21 protein-coding genes are annotated in these 18,825 nt (G+C 71.5%); 11 read left to right on the plus strand and 10 right to left on the minus strand.

Annotated elements, in window-relative coordinates; translation table 11 throughout:
- Positions 1–4: 4 nt before the first annotated feature.
- The 4 genes from ACZ4VK_RS25510 to hemL all read right to left on the minus strand — a co-directional run bounded on the left by ACZ4VK_RS25510 (position 5) and on the right by hemL (position 4,275).
- Positions 5–631 carry a TlpA family protein disulfide reductase gene (locus ACZ4VK_RS25510; RefSeq protein WP_468356230.1) on the minus strand — a complete coding sequence of 209 codons (627 nt, stop codon included), beginning with the start codon at positions 629–631 and terminating at the stop codon, positions 5–7.
- A gap of 96 nt (positions 632–727) precedes the next feature.
- Positions 728–2,005, minus strand: coding sequence for a polysaccharide deacetylase family protein (locus ACZ4VK_RS25515; protein WP_468356378.1), 1,278 nt, complete (start codon positions 2,003–2,005; stop codon positions 728–730).
- 222 nt (positions 2,006–2,227) lie between these two features.
- Positions 2,228–2,932 carry a histidine phosphatase family protein gene (locus ACZ4VK_RS25520; protein ID WP_468356233.1) on the minus strand — a complete coding sequence of 235 codons (705 nt, stop codon included), beginning with the start codon at positions 2,930–2,932 and terminating at the stop codon, positions 2,228–2,230.
- The gene (hemL, locus tag ACZ4VK_RS25525; protein ID WP_468356381.1) at positions 2,929–4,275 is read right to left on the minus strand and encodes a glutamate-1-semialdehyde 2,1-aminomutase; all 1,347 of its coding nucleotides are present in this window, start codon (positions 4,273–4,275) and stop codon (positions 2,929–2,931) included. Before hemL ends, ACZ4VK_RS25520 begins: the two co-directional genes overlap by 4 nt.
- A gap of 231 nt (positions 4,276–4,506) precedes the next feature.
- Here hemL and ACZ4VK_RS25530 point away from each other — a divergent pair, with 231 nt between their 5' ends.
- Both ACZ4VK_RS25530 and ACZ4VK_RS25535 read left to right on the plus strand, forming a co-directional pair.
- Complete coding sequence (locus tag ACZ4VK_RS25530) at positions 4,507–5,109, plus strand: hypothetical protein (protein ID WP_468356236.1); 603 nt, start codon at positions 4,507–4,509, stop codon at positions 5,107–5,109.
- Positions 5,110–5,322: 213 nt separating this feature from the next.
- Positions 5,323–5,742: a MerR family transcriptional regulator gene (locus ACZ4VK_RS25535; RefSeq protein WP_468356384.1), complete on the plus strand. Its 420-nt coding sequence runs from the start codon at positions 5,323–5,325 to the stop codon at positions 5,740–5,742.
- A 133-nt stretch (positions 5,743–5,875) separates the two neighbouring features.
- Here the strand turns inward: ACZ4VK_RS25535 and ACZ4VK_RS25540 are convergent, their stop codons facing one another.
- On the minus strand, positions 5,876–6,745 hold the full coding sequence (locus ACZ4VK_RS25540; RefSeq protein WP_468356239.1) for an ABC transporter substrate-binding protein: 870 nt from the start codon (positions 6,743–6,745) through the stop codon (positions 5,876–5,878).
- 216 nt (positions 6,746–6,961) lie between these two features.
- Between ACZ4VK_RS25540 and ACZ4VK_RS25545 the strand changes: the two genes are divergently transcribed.
- Complete coding sequence (locus ACZ4VK_RS25545; RefSeq protein ID WP_468356241.1) at positions 6,962–7,201, plus strand: hypothetical protein; 240 nt, start codon at positions 6,962–6,964, stop codon at positions 7,199–7,201.
- Positions 7,202–7,219: 18 nt separating this feature from the next.
- Here the strand turns inward: ACZ4VK_RS25545 and ACZ4VK_RS25550 are convergent, their stop codons facing one another.
- On the minus strand, positions 7,220–7,795 hold the full coding sequence (locus ACZ4VK_RS25550; protein ID WP_468356244.1) for a TIGR03086 family metal-binding protein: 576 nt from the start codon (positions 7,793–7,795) through the stop codon (positions 7,220–7,222).
- Between the two features lie 100 nt (positions 7,796–7,895).
- Between ACZ4VK_RS25550 and ACZ4VK_RS25555 the strand changes: the two genes are divergently transcribed.
- A complete protein-coding gene (locus ACZ4VK_RS25555; protein WP_468356247.1) occupies positions 7,896–8,783 on the plus strand; it encodes a DUF6597 domain-containing transcriptional factor in 888 nt (295 codons plus the stop codon).
- Positions 8,784–8,808: 25 nt separating this feature from the next.
- Here ACZ4VK_RS25555 and ACZ4VK_RS25560 read toward each other — a convergent pair whose 3' ends face one another.
- Positions 8,809–9,258 carry a GNAT family N-acetyltransferase gene (locus ACZ4VK_RS25560; protein ID WP_468356250.1) on the minus strand — a complete coding sequence of 150 codons (450 nt, stop codon included), beginning with the start codon at positions 9,256–9,258 and terminating at the stop codon, positions 8,809–8,811.
- A gap of 144 nt (positions 9,259–9,402) precedes the next feature.
- On the opposite strand from ACZ4VK_RS25560, the gene ACZ4VK_RS25565 reads away from it, so the two are divergent.
- Positions 9,403–10,140 carry a Mut7-C RNAse domain-containing protein gene (locus ACZ4VK_RS25565; protein ID WP_468356253.1) on the plus strand — a complete coding sequence of 246 codons (738 nt, stop codon included), beginning with the start codon at positions 9,403–9,405 and terminating at the stop codon, positions 10,138–10,140.
- Positions 10,141–10,231: 91 nt separating this feature from the next.
- On the opposite strand, the gene ACZ4VK_RS25570 is transcribed toward ACZ4VK_RS25565, so the two are convergent.
- The gene (locus tag ACZ4VK_RS25570) at positions 10,232–10,792 is read right to left on the minus strand and encodes a TetR/AcrR family transcriptional regulator (protein ID WP_468356256.1); all 561 of its coding nucleotides are present in this window, start codon (positions 10,790–10,792) and stop codon (positions 10,232–10,234) included.
- A 114-nt stretch (positions 10,793–10,906) separates the two neighbouring features.
- Here ACZ4VK_RS25570 and ACZ4VK_RS25575 point away from each other — a divergent pair, with 114 nt between their 5' ends.
- On the plus strand, positions 10,907–12,358 hold the full coding sequence (locus ACZ4VK_RS25575) for an FAD-dependent monooxygenase (protein WP_468356259.1): 1,452 nt from the start codon (positions 10,907–10,909) through the stop codon (positions 12,356–12,358).
- 12 nt (positions 12,359–12,370) lie between these two features.
- Here the strand turns inward: ACZ4VK_RS25575 and ACZ4VK_RS25580 are convergent, their stop codons facing one another.
- Complete coding sequence (locus ACZ4VK_RS25580; protein WP_468356262.1) at positions 12,371–12,886, minus strand: hypothetical protein; 516 nt, start codon at positions 12,884–12,886, stop codon at positions 12,371–12,373.
- 75 nt (positions 12,887–12,961) lie between these two features.
- On the opposite strand from ACZ4VK_RS25580, the gene ACZ4VK_RS25585 reads away from it, so the two are divergent.
- Positions 12,962–13,297 (plus strand): YnfA family protein, encoded by a 336-nt coding sequence (locus ACZ4VK_RS25585; RefSeq protein WP_468356265.1) that lies wholly within the window; start codon positions 12,962–12,964, stop codon positions 13,295–13,297.
- Positions 13,298–13,363: 66 nt separating this feature from the next.
- Positions 13,364–14,128: an SDR family NAD(P)-dependent oxidoreductase gene (locus ACZ4VK_RS25590; RefSeq protein ID WP_468356268.1), complete on the plus strand. Its 765-nt coding sequence runs from the start codon at positions 13,364–13,366 to the stop codon at positions 14,126–14,128.
- 59 nt (positions 14,129–14,187) lie between these two features.
- On the opposite strand, the gene ACZ4VK_RS25595 is transcribed toward ACZ4VK_RS25590, so the two are convergent.
- The gene (locus ACZ4VK_RS25595; protein ID WP_468356271.1) at positions 14,188–15,381 is read right to left on the minus strand and encodes an RtcB family protein; all 1,194 of its coding nucleotides are present in this window, start codon (positions 15,379–15,381) and stop codon (positions 14,188–14,190) included.
- Positions 15,382–15,555: 174 nt separating this feature from the next.
- Between ACZ4VK_RS25595 and ACZ4VK_RS25600 the strand changes: the two genes are divergently transcribed.
- The 3 genes from ACZ4VK_RS25600 (at position 15,556) to ACZ4VK_RS25610 (ending at position 18,794) form a co-directional block, all read left to right on the plus strand.
- On the plus strand, positions 15,556–16,533 hold the full coding sequence (locus ACZ4VK_RS25600) for a DUF3558 domain-containing protein (protein WP_468356274.1): 978 nt from the start codon (positions 15,556–15,558) through the stop codon (positions 16,531–16,533).
- A gap of 128 nt (positions 16,534–16,661) precedes the next feature.
- Positions 16,662–17,387 carry a DUF3558 domain-containing protein gene (locus tag ACZ4VK_RS25605; protein ID WP_468356277.1) on the plus strand — a complete coding sequence of 242 codons (726 nt, stop codon included), beginning with the start codon at positions 16,662–16,664 and terminating at the stop codon, positions 17,385–17,387.
- Positions 17,388–17,531: 144 nt separating this feature from the next.
- Entirely contained in the window at positions 17,532–18,794 is a 1,263-nt protein-coding gene (locus tag ACZ4VK_RS25610; protein ID WP_468356280.1) for a DUF2637 domain-containing protein, read from the plus strand.
- Positions 18,795–18,825: the final 31 nt, after the last annotated feature.

An 18,825-nucleotide genomic window follows, 5' to 3' on the forward strand; every position in this document is an offset into this window, starting at 1 on the left:
CGGCTCACTTCTCCTTGAGGAGGGGCTCGATCATCGACCGGAGCTTCTCCTCGTTGAGCGCCATCAGCGAACGGGCCGCGATCTTGCCCTCCTTGTCGAGGACGACGGTGGAGGGGATGGACTGCGGGCTGAGCGTGCCCTTGGGGAAGCCGAAGAGGATGAGCTTGCCCTGCGGGTCGTAGAGGCTCGGGTAGGTGACCCCGTAGTCCTCTTCGAAGGCGAGCGCGGGCTGCTTGTTGGGGTCGCGGGTGTTGAGTCCGACGAACTCGACGCCCTTGCCCTTGAGGTCCTTGGCGACCTTGGCGAAGTGCGGCGCCTCGGCGCGGCAGGGGCTGCACCAGGAGCCCCAGGCGTTGAGGACGACGACCTTGCCCTTGAGGTCGGCGACGTCGAGCTGCCTGCCGTCGAGGGTCTCGCCCGCGAGCTTCCCGGTGGACGCGCGCTCGCCCTTGGCCGCGGTGGAGATGCCGCCCGTGTTGGTCACGAAGTTGGTGTTGCCACCGCCGCCGGACGTGCCGTTGCTGTCGCCGCCGCAGGCCGAGAGCGCGAGGGCGGCGGACAGCACTCCGACGGCGAGCAGGGTGCGTCGAGGGGCACGACCGGCGCGACTGACACGACTGCTAAGGCTCATGTGAAAAGTTTCGCATGGGCGTTTGGGGGATCTTGGGCACCCCCCTACGTGCCCGTAAAGCCCCTTGTCAAGATCTCCTAAGCGAAAGGCCGGTTCCTAGGCGGTCGGGGTGGTCGTGGGGGTCGTGGCGGGCCTGAGGAAGCTGTTCCAGCCGCCGGCGGGCTTCTGTCCCACGTCCAGCGAGCGCAGCTTGCCGAGGATCTTCGGGTCCTGGACGTCGAGCCAGTCCACGAACTGCTTGAAGGAGACGAGCCGGACGTCCTTCTTCCCGGCCATTCCCTTGAGCGCGTCCTCGACGGCGTCCATGTAGATGCCGCCGTTCCACTGCTCGAAGTGGTTGCCGATGTAGAAGGGCGCGCGGTTCGACTCGTACGCGCGCGTGAAGCCGCCGAGCAGGGCGTCGGTGGCCTGCTTGCGCCAGCCCGGGTAGCGCGAGGGCATGCCCTTCGTCGTGTTCTTCGACTGGTTGGCGAGCATGTTGTAGTCCATGGACAGGACCTCGAAGGAGTGCCCGGGGAAGGGCACGGCCTGGAGCGGCAGGTCCCAGATGCCCTGGCGCTTGTCGGGCCAGGTCTGGCGGCCGCCGGGCGAGCTGGCGTCGTAACGCCAGCCGAGGCGCTTGGCGGTGGGGAGCAGGTTGTCCTGGCCGAGGAGGCAGGGGGTGCGGCCGCCGACGAGCTCCTTGGAGTAGTCGAAGGGCAGCGGGTCGAGGTCGGTCCAGCCGCTGTTCGTCTTCCACTCGGTGACGAACTTCATGGCCTGGTCGATCTCGCTCTGCCACTGGGCCGGCGTCCAGTTGCCGACGGAGCCGGAGCCGCCGCAGAAGTGCCCGTTGAAGTGGGTGCCGATCTCGTGGCCTTCGAGCCAGGCCTGCCGGACGTACTTCAGCGTGTCCTTGATGTGGTCGTCGGTGAGGTAGCCGATGTCGGAGGCGCCGACGCGGTTGTTCGGCGGGCGGTAGAGGTTCTTCTTCGACTCGGGGAGGAGGTAGATCCCGGAGAGGAAGAAGGTCATCGCCGCGTCGTGGTTCTTGGCGAGTTCGAGGAAGCGCGGGAAGAGGCCGTTGCCGACCTCGCCCGCGCCGTCCCAGGAGAAGATCACGAACTGGGGCGGGGTCTGGCCGGGTTCGAGCGGGACGGGGGCGTCGGGCTGGTGCGGCTGCTTTCCGGTGTCGGCCGTGGAACCGTCACCGATGAGCCGGGCGTCGTCCTTGGTCGGGGTGGCCGTGCTCGGGTTCGCCGAGACGTCTCCCCCCTTGCCGGGTCCGGAACGTCCCGGCTTGTCCTGGTTGTTGGTGCTGCACGCGGCCACACCCATCGCCGCCGCGGCGCCGATGCCCGCCCCGAGCAGCCCCCTTCGACTGATCCCACTGATCCCGCGCATGACATCCCCATTCGCGCTGACGTATGACCTGAACGTCATCCAAACCGACAATGAGTGAGATGCCGGGAGGAACACGTAGGTTCCGGGAAATAGCACAAAAATTTCAGGGCGACCGGTTGGCATGAACACCACCCGATCGCCCTGAACTGTGGACCGCGCACTCCCTCGCTGTCCAGTGAACCGCTGAGCTCGCCCAGAAGGCCCTGCCCAGGTCTACGCCCCGAAGGCCTTCGACTTCCCCTTGGCCGGCTTCGCGCCCGCCCTCAGGTGCACGGGCACGAGGTCGAGCGCCGGCTCGCTGTACCCGACCGAGACGATCCGGTCGCCCTGGTACGTGAACGAGGTCAGCGAGGCCAGCGTGCACTGCCGCCGCCGCGGGTCGTGCCAGAGCCGCCGCTTCTCCACGAAGCTGCGGACGATCCAGATCGGCAGCTGATGGCTCACGCACACCGCCTCGTGCCCCCGGGCCGCGTCCTTCGCCGCGTCGAGCGCACCCATCATCCGGACGACCTGCTCGACGTACGGCTCGCCCCAGGACGGCTGGAACGGGTTGGTCAGGTGCTTCCAGTTCCCGGGCTTCCGCAGCGCCCCGTCGCCGACACCGAAGGTCTTGCCCTCGAAGACGTTCGCCGCCTCGATCAGACGGGGGTCGCTCGCCACGTCGAGACCGTGCGACTTGGCGACCGGCATCGCCGTCTCCTGCGCCCGCTCCAGCGGGGAGGCGACGACATACGTGATGTCCCGGCCGGCCAGGTGCTCGGCGACCCGGTCCGCCATCTCACGGCCGAGCTCGGAGAGGTGGTAGCCGGAACGGCGCCCGTACAGCACCCCGTCGGGGTTGTGGACCTCGCCGTGCCGCATGAGGTGGACGACGGTGATGTCGCTCGCCCTGGCCTCCTTGTCGATGTGCCGGCTCATGCCGTCGCCTCCGCGGCGGCACGCGCGGCGGCCGGCAGGGCGGCGGCGATCCGCTCGATCGCCCGCTCGTCATGGGCGGCCGACACGAACCAGGACTCGAAGGCGGACGGCGGCAGGTAGACGCCGTCGGCCAGCATCGAGTGGAAGAAGGCGTTGAAGCGGAAGGCCTCCTGCTGCTTCGCCTCGTCGTAGTTCCGCACCTCCTCGGAGGTGAAGAAGACCGAGAACATGTTGGAGGCGGTCTGCAGCCGGTGCGCCACACCCTCCTTGGCGAGGGCGCCGGTGACGAGACCCTGGATCTCCTTCGACACCGCGTCGACCTTCTCGTACGCCGCGTCGTCGAGCAGCCGCAGCTGCGCGAGCCCGGCGGCGGTCGCGATCGGGTTACCGGAGAGCGTGCCCGCCTGGTAGACCGGCCCGGCCGGCGCCAGGTGCCCCATGACATCGGCACGGCCACCGAACGCGGCGGCCGGGAAGCCACCGCCCATGACCTTGCCGAACGTCAGCAGGTCGGCCTTCACGCCGTCGACGCCGTACCAGCCGGCCTTCGACGTACGGAAACCGGTCATCACCTCGTCGGAGATGTACAGCGCGCCGTTCTCCCGGCACAGGTCCGCGAGGCCCTGGTTGAAGCCCGCCACGGGCGGCACGACGCCCATGTTGCCCGGCGAGGCCTCGGTGATGACACAGGCGATCTCGCCCGGGTGCGCCGCGAAGGCGGCCCGCACCGCGGCCAGGTCGTTGTAGGGCAGCACGATCGTGTCCCCGGCCTGGGCGCCCGTCACACCGGGCGTGTCCGGCAGCCCGAGCGTGGCGACACCGGAACCCGCCGCGGCGAGCAGCGCGTCCACGTGACCGTGGTAGCAGCCGGCGAACTTGACGACCTTCGCGCGCCCGGTGAACCCGCGGGCCAGCCGGATCGCGGACATCGTCGCCTCGGTGCCGGAGGAGACGAGACGCACCTGCTCGACCGGCTCGATCCGCGCGACGATCTCCTCGGCGAGCGCGACCTCACCCTCGCCGGGCGTACCGAACGAGGTACCGCGGGCCACCGCGGCCTGCACCGCGGCGGTGACCTCGGGGTGCGCGTGGCCGAGGATCATCGGTCCCCACGAGCACACCAGGTCGACGTACTCACGACCGTCCGCGTCGGTGAGGTACGGACCGGAACCGGACACCATGAACCGGGGCGTACCGCCCACGGCCCGGAAGGCACGCACCGGTGAGTTCACGCCGCCGGGCGTCACGAGGGAAGCGCGGTCGAAAAGCGTCTGTGAGACTGGGGCTTCGTATGAATACGGCACTGTGATCCTGACCTGCGAGAACGACTTCGGGCACGACATCGGGAACGGAGGGACGACGGTGAGCATCCTGTCTGTTACGCCGAAGCGCTCCCCCTCCGCGTCTGCGAAACTGGGGCCTCATAGGGATGACTCACGGAATCCATGGTGTCAGAGGCCACGGCGTTCTTGCGGACAGGTGTTTCACCGTACGAACGCGGGGGAGGTCACTGACACGATGATCGGGTCGCGCGGCGGGGTCGTGTTGCCGAGAAGAAGCAGTCGGGTGGAGATATGCATCGCGGTGGCGGACCGGGCGAGGGGACGGACGACCTGGGTCCGGAGTCTGCCCGGCGGGGGAGGCACCGGCGCCGGCGGGCGGAGGACCCGACCGCGTCGGAGCGCCGGGCGAGCCCGGAACCCGCTGCGGAACCACCTCCCGCTCCCGGGGGCCGGAGCTTGGGCGTGACGTACAAGTACTTCGGCGCGCCCAACAGCGCGACGGCGGCCCAGGTCCCGATCTCGATGCGCCCCGAGGAGCTCGGCGGGGACGAGCTCGGCATGGGCGGCATGTTCACGAAGATCAAGCCGGAGACCATAGCGGCCATGGTCCTGACCGGCATCCAGGGCATGCCCCTGAACAAGGTGCCCCCGCTGGAACTGGTGGTCCTGCATCCCGACTACGCGGTGGTGAAGCTGCCGATGACCGTGGTCGACCCGCTCCGCGCGATCGGCGAGGAATCCGTCGGCGCCGCCGCCTTCATCTGGTCCACGGTGCCCGACCGCGGCGGCCCGCGCGACGCCTTCGACGTCTACCAGCTGCTCCACGAGTGGCAGGACTTCTCCGTCCGCCTCCACGAGGCGGGCCACCAGCCGTACTGCCTGGTGTGGCCCTGAGCGGAACGCCCCGCAGGTCCCACTCCTCCCGGCAGGCGTTTCGCCGCACTTCCAGCGTTCATAAGTGCTGAAATTAGGACGAATGGTATGTGATGCGCGGACATCGCGCCCTGAGGGAGCAGCCCGTTTGCCCCGGGGAGCCCGTGCGCCCGGTGGGAGCCTGACGAGGAAGGACGACGCGTGAGCGGAGTACAAGCGGCACGAGGCGTACGAGTGGCCGGCGAACCGATGCAGATCGGCGAGGTCGCCGCACGCACCGAACTGTCCCTGCGCACGATCCGGCAGTACGAGGACAGCGGCCTGGTCGTCCCGTCCGCGGCCTCACCGGGCGGCTTCCCGCTCTACACGGACGCGGACGTCTCCCGGCTGATGGTGGTCCGCCGGATGAAGCCGCTCGGCTTCACCCTCGACGAGACCCGGGACCTCCTCACGGCCGTGGACCGGCTGGCCGCCGAGCGCGCGGGCACGGAGACGGAGCTCGACCCGGACGAGCGGGCCGCGCTCCTGGCCCGCGTCCGCGGCTACGAACAGGCCGCGGCGGAACGGGTCGCCGAACTGCGGGCCCAGCTGGCCCGGGCGGAGGAGTTCGCCGACTCCCTCCGCCGCACCCGCCTGACGGCGACACCGGTGTGACGGCGACAGCGGCTTGAGGGTGCCGCCGGTGCGAGGGTGCCGCCGGTCGGGGAGCTCGGGGCGTCGCTCAGGAGGTGAGCGGCCACCGCTCAGGAGGTGAGCGGCCACCGCTCAGGAGGTGAGTGGCCACCGCTCAGAATGTGAGCGCCTCGGCGAGGTCGTGGAAGAAGCGGGCGTACGCGGCCGGGCTCGGCGGGGTCTCGGGATTCCACGCCAGGGACCGGACACCGGCCAGGGCCCCGTCCGGCGCGGTGGCGTGGGCCCGGTCGTCGAAGAGGACCAGGTCGGGACGGAGCTCGGCGGCGCGGCCCCAGTCACCGGTGAGCCAGTTGGCGCCGGGCCCGTGCCCCGGATCGACCAGCCGGACCCCGAGCTCGGCGAGCCGCGCCAGCTCCGGCCAGGCCTGCGGCCGTGCCAGGTGCACCTGGTCCGGGCCGGCCCCGGAGAGGGCGAGCACGGCGAGCCCGCTCCGGACGGCGGCCTCCCGGAGCGCCTCCTCGGCGCCCCGGAGCAAGGCCGATGAGCCGGCCTGACCTGCTCCGGCGCCCGGCCCCGCCGCCCCCGTGGCCCCCGCCGCCCCCAGGCTGACCGCCAGCGCGCCGAAGCGGCCGAGTATCGCCGACAGCCTCAGCTCGTTGCCGACGGAGAGCGCGACGAGCGGCACCCCCGCCCGTTCGGCGACGGCCTCGTCGAGCGCGTACGGGCTCTTCCCGTCGTAGGTCACGTCGACGATCACGTCCGGCCGCAGCTCCCGCAGCCGCGCCTCGTCCAGGCCGCGCCCCGGCCCGAGGTAGGTCACCCCGGCCGCCCGCAGCCCGCCCTCCTTGGCCGGGTCGAGGACCTCGCCGTCGTGCCCGGAGCCGTACACGGCGACCGGCGTCACGCCCAGGTCGCACAGGGCCGCCCCCGCCCGCACGTATGCGATCACCCGCCGCGGCACACGCGCCGCGCCCAGCTCCGTACCTCTGTCGTCCGTGAATCCCCATGGCTGCGCGCCGGACATACGGCTGCTCCCTCCCCGGCCGGAATGTGCCTCTTCCGCCACCTTGGAGCGGTTCCCCGGCGCGCACAAGAGGGCCTCCGGCCCTCGCCCGGCGGCCGGGGCGGGAAGGGCCCAGCGGGGCGGGGAGCGCGGTCCCGGGACCCCTGCCGAAAGCCCCCCATGGTGGTGTTAACTGAACAGACCGGGAGGAAGCAGCAGGAATCCCTGGAGTGAGTCATGTCCTTGCCCGGCCGGTTCTCCGACCCCCGTGTGATCACGCTCGCCGGTCTGCTCACCGTCTCGACGGCGGTGTGGCTGTCGCTGAGCCTGCGGTCCCGGGCCCGCGACCGGGCCCGGGCGCCACTGGAGCGCGTCTGGCACCCCCAGGAGTCGGTGGAGCTGACGCCCGCGGAGGAGCACGCCTTCGGCCAGGTCGTCTCCCGACTCTCCCCGGGCTCGCCGGGGGACCTGCGCTGAGAGGCGGAGCCGAGCCTCTCAGGCGCGCGGATCGCGTCCCGTCGTGGCGAGCAGCCGCTCGAAGACGGTGGCGTCCGCGGGCACGTCGACCGCCTCCCCGAAGACGTTCATCCTCCGGGCCATCGGCGCCATCCCCTCCACCTCCTCGACGAGCCCCGCGACCACCTCCGGGTCGGGCGCGAAGCTCCGCCCGGTGGCGCGGGCCAGGTCCCAGGCGTGCACGGTCAGGTCGAGCAGCACCATGGACCCGACGGTCCGCGCGGGCAGCCCCATGGCTCCGGACGTGCCCTCCTCGGCACCGGGAGCCGACCAGGCCTCGACGAGCTTGCCGGTCTCGGCCTCGAAGAGGTCGCGCCAGTCCGCGTCGGCGAGCCGGTCGGGGGTGCGGGAGAAGTCGGCCGGCTGCTTGGCGGCGAGGGCCTGGAAGTTCACGACGACGTCGAAGAGATGGTTGAGCAGGGCGCGCACGTCGTACTCGGCGCAGGGCGTGGGCGCGCCGAGCGAGGCGTCGGCGGTGGCCCTGACGAGGGGTGTGGCCTGCGCGGCGGCGGTACGGAGCAGGTCACCGATACGGGGCGGGGCTTCGTTCGTCATGGAACCGATGCTGGGGGATCATGCCCACCGGCGTCTTGAAGAAACGCGCCAGGGCACGGAGAGGATCCCGGGCACGACGAAGGATCCCTAGCATCGGAGGATGTCCGCTTCCGCTCCCCGCAGGGACACCCGGGGCATCGTCGACCCCGCCGAACTGCTCTCCCGGGTCCGCTTCCGCCGCCACGCCCCGGCACCCGAACTGCGGCCCTATCTGGAGCACTACTGGCTGATCGACTGGGAACTGCCGGAGCCGTACGCGAGCCACGTCGTCCCGCACCCGTCGGTGAACATCGTCTTCCAGCGGTACGGAGCGCTCGGCGCCCCGGCGGCAGCGGCGGAGGTGTCCGCCGAGGTGGCCGGGGTGGGGCTCGGTCTGTTCACGCACAAGCTGACGGAGGCGGGCCGGGTCTGCGGCGTGCAGTTCCGGCCCGGCGGCTTCCGCCCCTTCGCGCCCGCGTGGCCGGTGTCGGCCTGGACGGGCCGCCGGGTCCCCCTCACGGACGCGTTCCCGCGGCCGGCCCCGGAAACCGACCCATCGCCGGCCGCCCTCTTCCCCGACACCGACCCGCTGTCGGCCGTCCTCTCCCCCGACGCCGACCACGCGCGCGTGGCGGCGCTCGACGCCTTCCTCCTGGCCCACGGCCCCGCTCCGGATCCGGACGCGGCTCGGGCCATGGAGCTCGTCGACCTGATCCGCGCGGACCGGTCGGTCCGCAGGGTCTCCCGGCTGGTCTCGGCGACGGGCCTGTCCGCGCGTTCCCTCCAGCGTCTCTTCGCGAGCCGTGTCGGCGTCGGCCCGAAGTGGGTGATCCTGCGCTACCGCATCCACGAGGCCCTGGAACGCGCCGAGGCGGCGGAGGGCACCCCGGACTGGGCGGCCCTCGCGGCCGAGCTGGGATACAGCGACCAGGCCCATCTCGTACGGGACTTCACGGCGACGATCGGGGTGCCGCCGACGGCGTACGCCCGTGGAGTGTCAGGGGCCTGACCCCGGCCTGATCGGGACGACAGCCCTAGGAGGCGTCCTCCGGCGCGGTGAGCGGCCGGGTGAAGTGGAAGGCCACGATGTCGAAGCGCTCGCGCAGGTAGAAGCGGTGGGCGCCGGTGCGGTGGGTGCCGGAGTCCAGGTTGAGCTCGTGGCAGCCGGCGGCGCGCGCCCGGGCCTCCAGGTGGGCGACGAGCGCGTGGCCGACACCGGTGGAGCGGCTGGCGGCGGCGGTCACGAGGTCGTCGACGTAGAGCTTGCGCAGGGAGCTCGTGTTGTGGATGATCCGCCAGCCGGCCGCGCCGACGCAGCGGCCGTCGTCCGCGTACGCGGCGGTGAAACGGAGCCCCTGCGGGTGGCCGGCCTCGTGGACCTCGCGGAAGAGCTCCGGGGTGAGGTGGGGGCGGAGTTCGGAGAGGACCGGCAGGAGGTCGCTCTCAAGGCGGGGGTCGCCGAGCTCGAGGTCGATGATCTTCATGGCGGGACGGTACCGCGCACCCCACGAGACCCGCCGCCCGGCCCTCGCCCGACCGACCGCACTGCGCCCGCCACCACCTGCGGCGACCGCCACCGGCACCGAATTCCCTGGCCGCCCGTCCCTCCCCGATGCGATCCTGTCCCCGTGAACGGACCGGAGATCCAGATCAGCTTCGCCCCCGGCCTCGGGCTCTTCGTCTCGCCGGAGCGGCGCGCGGGCAGCACGACCGTGACCACGGACGGCGCCTCCTCGCTCGGCCATGTCGTGGAGTCGCTCGGCGTACCCCTCACGGAGGCCGGGACGCTCCTGGTGGACGGGCTGCCCGTCGACACCTCGCACGTCCCGGTCGCGGGCGAGACGGTCGTGGTGGAGGGCGTGGCCCGTCCGCAGCCGGTGCCGGGCGCACCGCTCCGGTTCCTGCTCGACGTACACCTGGGCACGCTGGCCCGGCGGCTGAGGCTGCTCGGGGTGGACGCGGCGTACGAGAGCGCGGACATCGGCGACCCGGCGCTCGCCGCGCTCTCCGCGCGGGAGCGGCGCGTCATGCTCTCGCGGGACCGCGGTCTGCTGCGCCGCCGCGAACTGTGGGCGGGCGCGTACGTCTACAGCGACCGGCCGGACGAGCAGCTCCGCGACGTCCTCGAGCGGTTCGCGCCCCCGCTCGCGCCGTGGACGCGGTGCACGGCGTGCAACGGGGAACTGAGCGACACCGACAAGGACGCGGTCCGCGAGCGTCTGGAGCGGGGCACGGAGAAGACGTACGACGTGTTCGCGGAGTGCGTGGGGTGCGGCCGGGTGTACTGGCGCGGCGCGCACCACAGCCGTCTGGAGGAGATCGTCTCCGACGCGGTACGCGAATTCGGCGGCGCGACGACGGCCTGACGCCCCGGATGTCGGGCCCGACAGCCGGCCCGACCGGACCCTCGGACCGAGCCGCCCCTCAGACCGACCGGCCCTCGGACCGACCCGCCCGTCAGGGCGCCTCGGCCGTCAGATAGCGCTGCACGGTCGGACCCAGCCAGGCCACGATCTCCTCGGCGGACATGTCGACGGCCGGCGGCAGCCGCAGGACGTAGCGGGTGAGCGCCATCCCGAGGATCTGGGACGCGACGAGCGCCGCCCGGTGCGGCGCCTCCGCCGGATCGGGGCAGACGCCCCGGGTGATCGGCCCGAGCTGCTGGGCGAAGATCTCCCGCATCCGTTCGGCCCCGGCGGCGTTGGTGACACCGACCCGCAGCATCCCGGTGAGGACCTCGTCCCGCTCCCAGCGCTCCACGAAGTGGGTGACCAGGACGGCCCCGATGTGCTGCGCGGGCAGCGCGCCCAGTTCGGGCATGCCGATCTCGATCTCGGAGGCGGCCGCGAACAGACCCTCCTTGTTGCCGTAGTAGCGCATCACCATCGACGGATCGATCCCGGCGTCACGGGCGATGGCCCGGATGGTGGCGCGGTCGTACCCGTCGGAGGCGAAGCGCTCGCGGGCGGCCTCCAGGATGGCGGCTCTGGTGGCGTCGGAGCGGCGGGCGGTCGTCATATCAACGACTGTAGGCCAACAGGCGTTGACACACCACCGAGGCGCCCCTACAGTTGCCAACAAGCGTTGACCAACGCCCGTTGGCCAACGATCGTGGGCACCCTGGAGGCAGCCATGAGCACCACGAAGAAGACCGACACGGACACCGAGACCGCCACCGACACCCAGGTACTCGTCATCGGCGCCGGCCCCACCGGCCTGCTCCTCGCCGGCGACCTCGCCGCCGCCGGCATCGACGTCACCCTCGTCGAGCGCCGTCCGCACGGCCTCGCCAACATGACCCGCGCCTTCGGCGTCCACGCCCGCACCCTGGAGCAGCTCGACGCCCGCGGCCTCGCGGACGAACTCCTCCGGACGGGCACGACCCTCAGCCGCGCCCGGCTCTTCGGCCGCCTCGACCTCGACCTCACCCGACTGCCCAGCCGCTTCAACCACCTGCTCGTCACCCCGCAGTACGAGGTCGAGCGCCTCCTGGAGCGCCGCGCGGTCGCCGCGGGAGTCACCTTCCGGTACGGGACGGAGCTCCGCGGACTGCGCCAGGACGCCGACACGGTCACGGCCGAGCTCACCGACCAGGACGGGACCCCGCTCACCCTCACCGCCGACCACCTCGTCGGCACGGACGGCGTCCGCAGCGTGGTCCGCACCGCCCTCGGCCTGCCCTTCCCGGGCGGCTCCGTGATCCGCTCCATCGTCCTCGCCGATGTCCGCCTCGCCGAGGAACCCGCCGAATCGTTCACCGTCAGCGGCTCAGGCGACACCTTCGCCTTCCTCGCCCCCTTCGGCGACGGCTGGTACCGGGTGATGGGCTGGAGCCGCACCCGCCAGGTCGCCGACAGCGAACCCGTCGACCTGGACGAGGTCCGCGAGATCACCCGCCGCGCCTTCGGCACCGACCTCGGCATGCACGACCCCCGCTGGATCTCCCGCTTCCACAGCGACGAGCGCCAGGCCCCGGCGTACCGCGTCGGCCGGGTCTTCCTCGCCGGGGACGCCGCCCACGTCCACTCCCCCGCCGGCGGCCAGGGCATGAACACCGGCCTCCAGGACGCCGCCAACCTCTCCTGGAAGCTCACCGCCGTCCTGCGCGGCGAGGCACCCGACCCCGAGGCACTCCTCGACAGCTACCAGTCCGAGCGCCACCCGGTCGGCGCCATGGTGCTCCGCAGCAGCGGCGCGATCGTGCGCCTCGCGATGGCCCACACCCCGCTCACCCGCGCCGCCCGCTCCCTCGCCGCCCGCTTCCTCAACGCGGTACGGCCCGCCTCCGCCCGCGCCATGGGCATGATCAGCGGCATCGGCATCGCGTACGCGCCCCCGGCGGGCGCCGGCCGCCCCGCGGGCCGCCGCGCGCCGGACCTGCGACTGCGCGAGGGACGGCTCTACGAACTGCTGCGCGGCGGCGAGTTCGTCCTGATCGCCCCCGAGGGCGAACCCCCGGCCCTGCCCGGCACCGCCCCGGTCTCCCCGAAGCACCTCATACGGGCCACCTGGACGGACCCGGCACGCCGGACGGCGGTACTGGTCCGCCCCGACGGCTACGTCCAGTGGACGAGCGGCCGCTGACCGGAGCCCGCGTCAGAAGACGTACGGGTCACCGGTGGCGAGCACCAGCACACGGTGCTGGTCGTTCACCGGGTTCCGGTCGGCCACCCCGTCCCGCCAGACCGTGGTGATGTCCACGGTCAGCTCGTCGGGAAGCCCCGCGGTCCGCAGATCGAGCGCCAGCTCACCGACGCCACCCACGGCCCGCAGCTCACCCGTCCGGCACGACACGACCCGGTCGCTGCTCCACAGACAGGCCGGCGGCAGCGCCTGACCACCCGCCATCGGCTCGGAGAAGGCCAGCCGGACCGTCGCCTGGGAGAGGTCCGAGGGCCCGTGGTTCTCACTGACCAGCCAGACACCGACCCTGCCGTCCCAGAGAGAGACATGACCGTGATGGGCCAGATCCGCCTCGCCCCCGCCCACCGGCCCCACAGCGCTGACACCGGCATCGGCACCGGCACTCACGCCCGCACCCCAGACCACCGTCGCCGCCGCCACCGTCGCCGCGAGAGCGACCCCGAGCACACCCTTCCGCATTCCACGCATGAGCCCAAAATACCTACAGACCATCCCATAGTCTGACAATCCATCAGCCAGCGTGTCCCATGGGACGCTCACCCCATGCTGACCGTCCGCTCCATCGCCCTCTTCGCGCTCGCGGCCCTCTTCGAGATCGGCGGCGCCTGGCTCGTCTGGCAAGGCGTCCGCGAGCACCGCGGCTGGATCTGGATCGGCGGCGGCGTCCTCGCCCTCGGCGTCTACGGCTTCGTCGCCACCCTCCAGCCCGACGCCGAGTTCGGCCGCGTCCTCGCCGCCTACGGCGGAGTGTTCGTGGCGGGATCCCTCGTCTGGGGCATGGCGGCGGACGGCTACCGACCCGACCGCTGGGACGTCATCGGCGCCCTCGTCTGCCTTGCCGGCATGGCCCTGATCATGTACGCCCCACGAGGCCGCTGACCGGCGGCCCCACCTATCCTGGCCGGGCGATCGACGAATCGACCACCTGCGCGAGGAGCACCCGACATGACCGCCCCCGGTACCCCCATCGCTGTCGTCACCGGAGCGAGCAGCGGAATCGGCGCCGCCACGGCCAGGCAACTGGCCGCCGCCGGCTACCGCGTGGTCCTCACCGCCCGCCGCAAGGACCGCATCGAAGCCCTGGCCGCCGAGATCAAGCAGGCCGGCCACCAGGCCACCGCCTACGCCCTCGACGTCACCGACCGCGCCGCCGTCGACGAGTTCGCCACCGCGTTCCCGACCCTCGCCGTCCTCGTCAACAACGCCGGCGGCGCCCTCGGAGCCGACCCCGTCGCCACCGGCGACCCCGCCGACTGGCGCCAGATGTACGAGGTCAACGTCATCGGCACCCTCAACGTGACCCAGGCACTGCTCCCGGCCCTCACGGCGAGCGGCGACGGCACGGTCGTCGTCATCTCCTCCACCGCCGGCCACTCCACGTACGAGGGCGGCGCGGGCTACGTCGCCGCGAAGAACGGCGCCCGCGTCCTCGCCGAGACCCTCCGCCTGGAGATCGTCGGCACCCCGGTCCGCGTCATCGAGGTCGCCCCGGGCATGGTCAAGACCGACGAGTTCGCCACGACCCGCTTCCGCGGCGACACCGACAAGGCCGCCAAGGTCTACGCCGGCGTGGCCGAACCCCTCACGGCGGACGACGTGGCCGACACCATCACCTGGGCCTGCACCCGCCCCCCACACGTCAACATCGACCTCCTGATCGTCCGCCCCCGAGCCCAGGCCTCCAACACCAAGATCCACCGCGAGCTGTAGAAACACGGGAGGGGCCGGCGCATCGCGCCGACCCCTCCCGCCCTCACCCGTGCACCGGCTCAGCCCTTCACACAGATGACCTGCTTCAGCTTCGCGACGACCTCCACCAGGTCGCGCTGCTGGTCGATCACCTTCTCGATCGGCTTGTAGGCGCCCGGAATCTCGTCCACGACGCCGGAGTCCTTACGGCACTCCACACCCCGCGTCTGCTCCTCGAGGTCCCGCGTCGAGAAGCGCCGCTTCGCCGCGCTCCGGCTCATCTTCCGGCCGGCTCCGTGGGAGGCCGAGTTGAACGAGGCCGCGTTGCCGAGGCCCTTCACGATGTACGAACCGGTGCCCATCGAGCCCGGGATGATCCCGAACTCCCCGGAGCCGGCCCGGATCGCGCCCTTCCGGGTGACCAACAGGTCCATGCCCTCGTACTGCTCCTCCGCCACGTAGTTGTGATGGCAGGAGATCACCTGGTCGAAGGTCACCCGCGCCTTGCGGAACTCCCGGCGGACGACCTCCTGGAACAGCGCCATCATGATCGCGCGGTTGTACTTCGCGTACTCCTGCGCCCAGAAGAGGTCGTTCCGGTAGGCCGCCATCTGCGGGGTCTCCGCGACGAACACCGCCAGGTCGCGGTCGACGAGCCCCTGGTTGTGCGGCAGCTTCTGCGCCTCGCCGATGTGGTACTCGGCGAGCTCCTTGCCGATGTTCCGGGACCCGGAGTGCAGCATCAGCCAGACCGCACCCGACTCGTCGAGACAGAACTCGATGAAGTGGTTTCCACTTCCGAGCGTTCCCATCTGCTGTCGCGCCCGTTCATGACGGAATTTGACCGCATCCGCGACCCCGTCGAACCGCGACCAGAAGTCACCCCACCCCGCCGTAGGGAACTGGTACAGCCGCCCCGGGTCCACCTCCGAGCGGTGCATCCCCCGGCCCACCGGAATCGCCTGTTCGATCTTCGACCGCAGCCGTGACAGGTCGCCCGGCAGGTCGTTCGCCGTCAGTGACGTCTTGACCGCCGACATCCCGCAGCCGATGTCCACACCGACCGCCGCCGGACACACCGCCCCCTGCATCGCGATCACCGAACCGACCGTCGCGCCCTTGCCGTAGTGCACGTCCGGCATCACGGCCAGTCCCTTGATCCACGGCAGCGTCGCCACGTTCTGCAGCTGCTGCATGGCCCCGCCCTCGACCGTGGCGGGGTCGGCCCACATGCGGATCGGTACTTTCGCCCCCGGTACCTCTACGTACGACATACTTCCTCGATTCCCCCAAAAAGTCTGATAACGCAAAAACCGGAGCCAAAGCCCGTACAGGTGACAGCGGACCGGCATCAACAGCTGCGTGTGCGATAGACATTGTGTCCATCGGCCGGGTTCGCGCGGCAAACAGTTTTCGGGAAAGACTTCGGGAGAAGGGAGCCTGGGACCGTGCAGCGAAAGAGGTACGCCCCCGGCCGCACGGGGTCCGCGGCGCGCACCGCCGTCGTCCTCACCATCGGCCTCGGCCTCGGGATCGGCCTCACCGGATGCTCCGCCGACAAACCGGCGGACGACATCGCCGTGGACGCCAAGGCCGGCCGCGCCGCGCCCGTCGCGCCCCCCGGCCGCTACCGCACGCTCTTCGAGCCCTGCGGCTCCGTCTCGCACGCCACGCTCAGGGACCTGCTCCCCGGCGCCGCCGCGCTCGCCGACGCCGAGCGCGACAAGGCGTACCGGGGCGTCGCGGCGGTGACCTACGACACCGACCGGCGCGTCGGCTGCACGTGGAGGGCCGATACGCCGGACATCTCGCACCGTCTCGTGCTCGACGTCGAGCGGGTCGTGTCGTACGACACGGCCGTCAGCGACGACGCCCGGGCGCAGGAGGTGTACGTCCGCAAACAGCTGGCGGCGGGCATCCCCCTGCCCCCGACGGCCCCGCCGACCCCCACGAACCCCGTCGATCCCACCCACCCCACAGCCACGTCGAGCGCCACGGCCCCGGGCGGGAGCGCCGCCCCCGGCCAGACCCCGGGGAAGACCCCGCAGGGCACCGCCGCACCGACCGGCACCCCGTCTCCCCAGCCGCCCACGGGCACCGGCACGCCCACCGGCACCACCACCGCGACCACCGGCACCGCCGCCCCCACCGGCCCCACGCCCCCCGGCGACCTCGTCTCCACCGGCCTCGAACCCCGCGTTCTCGAAGGCCTCGGGGACGTCGCGTACGTGAACGACGTCGTGAGCACGGTCGGCGCGAAGGGCTCCGAGCGTGCCGTCAGCGTGGTGTTCCGCACATCGAACGTCATCGTGACCGTCTCCTACCGGGAGCGGACGGCGGGTTCGGTCGAGGCCCCGGACAGCCAAGAGCTGCAGGAAAAGGCCCGGAATCTGGCGCGGCTGCTCGCCGAGCGCCTGGAGGAGTAGCGGTTCGGCTCCGCACCGTGACGCGGCGGCGACCACGTAACGTGTCGCCGTACCCGTGGCCCACCAGCACCCGTGCCCGTGGCCGCCGGACCTCCGGCCGGACCGCACGACAAGCGACTGAAGGAACCATGCAGCGATCAGCCCCGCGACTCACCCGCATACTCGCCTGCGCCGCCGTCCCGGTGATGCTCGTCGTCGCCGGCTGCTCATCGGACTCCGGTGACGGGGCCGGGTCGAAGGACAAGGGTGGCGCTTCGGCGTCCGCCACTCCTTCGCCCTCGCAGACGACGAAGACGGTCGAGCCGGCGAAGTTCGCGAAGCTGCCCCAGGCGTGCAAGGCGATCTCCGCCAAGACGACGGCTTCGCTGGTGCCCAAGGCGAAGACGAAGAACGGCACGCCCGCTCCGTCCAGCGATCTCAGCAGCCGTGGCGGCTGTTCGTGGAACGGTCTCGCGGACAAGGGCGTGAAGGGCTCGCAGTACCGCTGGCTGGACGTGTCGTTCTACCGGTACGAGTCGGACGTGTCGCTCGGCAGCGGTCAGGAGCGGGCGGGGGTGAACCTCGCGAAGGAGCTGGCGAAGGTCGAGGAGACACCGAGCGCCAAGAAGCTTCGTACGGCGACGGCCACGGGCATCGGCGACGAGGCGAAGACCGTCGCGTACCAGGTGCGGAAGACCGACGAGGACTTCGTGTACGCCTCTGTCGTGGCGCGTACGGGCAACGTCCTGGTGCTGCTCTCGTACAACGGTGCCGGGTACGCGGGCGCGGCCACCCCGTCGGATAAGACGATCATGGAGGGCGCGGTGAAGGCGGCCAAGGAGGCGGTGGCCGCGGTCGCCACCGCGAACAAGTAGTGCGGCGAGTGGCCAACAAGTAGTCACAAACCTGCGCACAGTGGCACGTGCGTGCGGAGCCCGTCCCTCCCCCGGGGGCCGGGCTCCGTGTGCATGTGCCACTCTGTGCGCGCGGGATGTCGAATGACGGGGAGGGGATCGCGGGTGGCCGCGATGCAGCTGACACGCACACACCGGATACTCATCGGCCTCGTCATCGCCGGTGCGCTGATCATCGCGGGGATCGGTTTCGCGGGTTCGTACGCCGCGGTGCGCGAGCTCGCGATGGACAAGGGCTTCGGCACGTTCTCCTACTTCTTCCCGATCGGTATCGACGCGGGCATCTGTGTGCTGCTCGCGCTTGATCTGCTGTTGACGTGGCTGCGGATTCCGTTCCCGTTGCTGCGGCAGACGGCGTGGGTGCTGACGGCGGCGACGATCGCGTTCAACGGTGCGGCGGCGTGGCCGGATCCGCTGGGTGTCGGGATGCACGCGGTGATCCCGGTGCTGTTCGTGGTGGCGGTCGAGGCGGCGCGTCATGCCGTGGGCCGGATCGCGGACATCACGGCGGACAAGCACATGGAGGGTGTCCGGCTGACGCGCTGGCTGCTGTCTCCGGTGCCGACGTTCCGGTTGTGGCGCCGGATGAAGCTGTGGGAGCTGCGCTCGTACGAGCAGGTGATCAAGCTGGAGCAGGAGCGGTTGATCTACCAGGCGCGTCTGCAGGCCCGTTACGGCCGGAGCTGGCGTCGCAAGGCGCCGGTGGAGGCGTTGATGCCGTTGCGCCTGGCCCGCTACGGGGTTCCCTTGGCGGAGACGGCGGCGGCGGGCCTGGCGGCGGCGGGCATCGAGCCGGCGCTGCTGCCTCCGCAGCCGCAGGTGCAGGTGCAGCCTCAGCTCCAGCAGGTGTCCCAGGCCCCTCAACAGCCGCAGCTGCCCCAGCCGGGTCAGCCGGGTCAGCCCCAGCTTCCCCCGCAGTCGCAGCAGCCCCAGGGCCAGCCGGAGGCGCCGAACCACGACAGTCCCTGGTTCCAGGCGCCGCAGCTGCCGACCGAGGCCCACGAGACGGCGTACGACCCGCAGTACGTCGATGGTCTGGCGCCCACTCCGGTCGCCGTACCGCTCGGCCCGGAGGACGCTCCCGTCCCGGGCCCGGGCCAGGAGCAGGGCCCGGAGTCGTTCGCGCCGTACCCGGAGTACCTGGAAGAGCCGCCGACGGACGACTTCAAGGAGGCCGTGTACAAGATCACGCGGCTGTACGCGGAGGAGACCCGGCAGTTCATCGAGGACGAGGAGCTCCGGAAGCGGCTGGCCGAGCACTACGGTCTGGCCGAGTTCCCTGACACGCACGTCGAGCTGCTGAGCCGGCTGGTCCCGGAGGTCCGGGACCAGATCCGCCAGGAGATGGCCGAGCACGACCCGGCCTGACCGACGCGCCGGCGCATGCGAAGGGGCCGCC

The organism is Streptomyces sp. NPDC028711 (assembly GCF_055565415.1).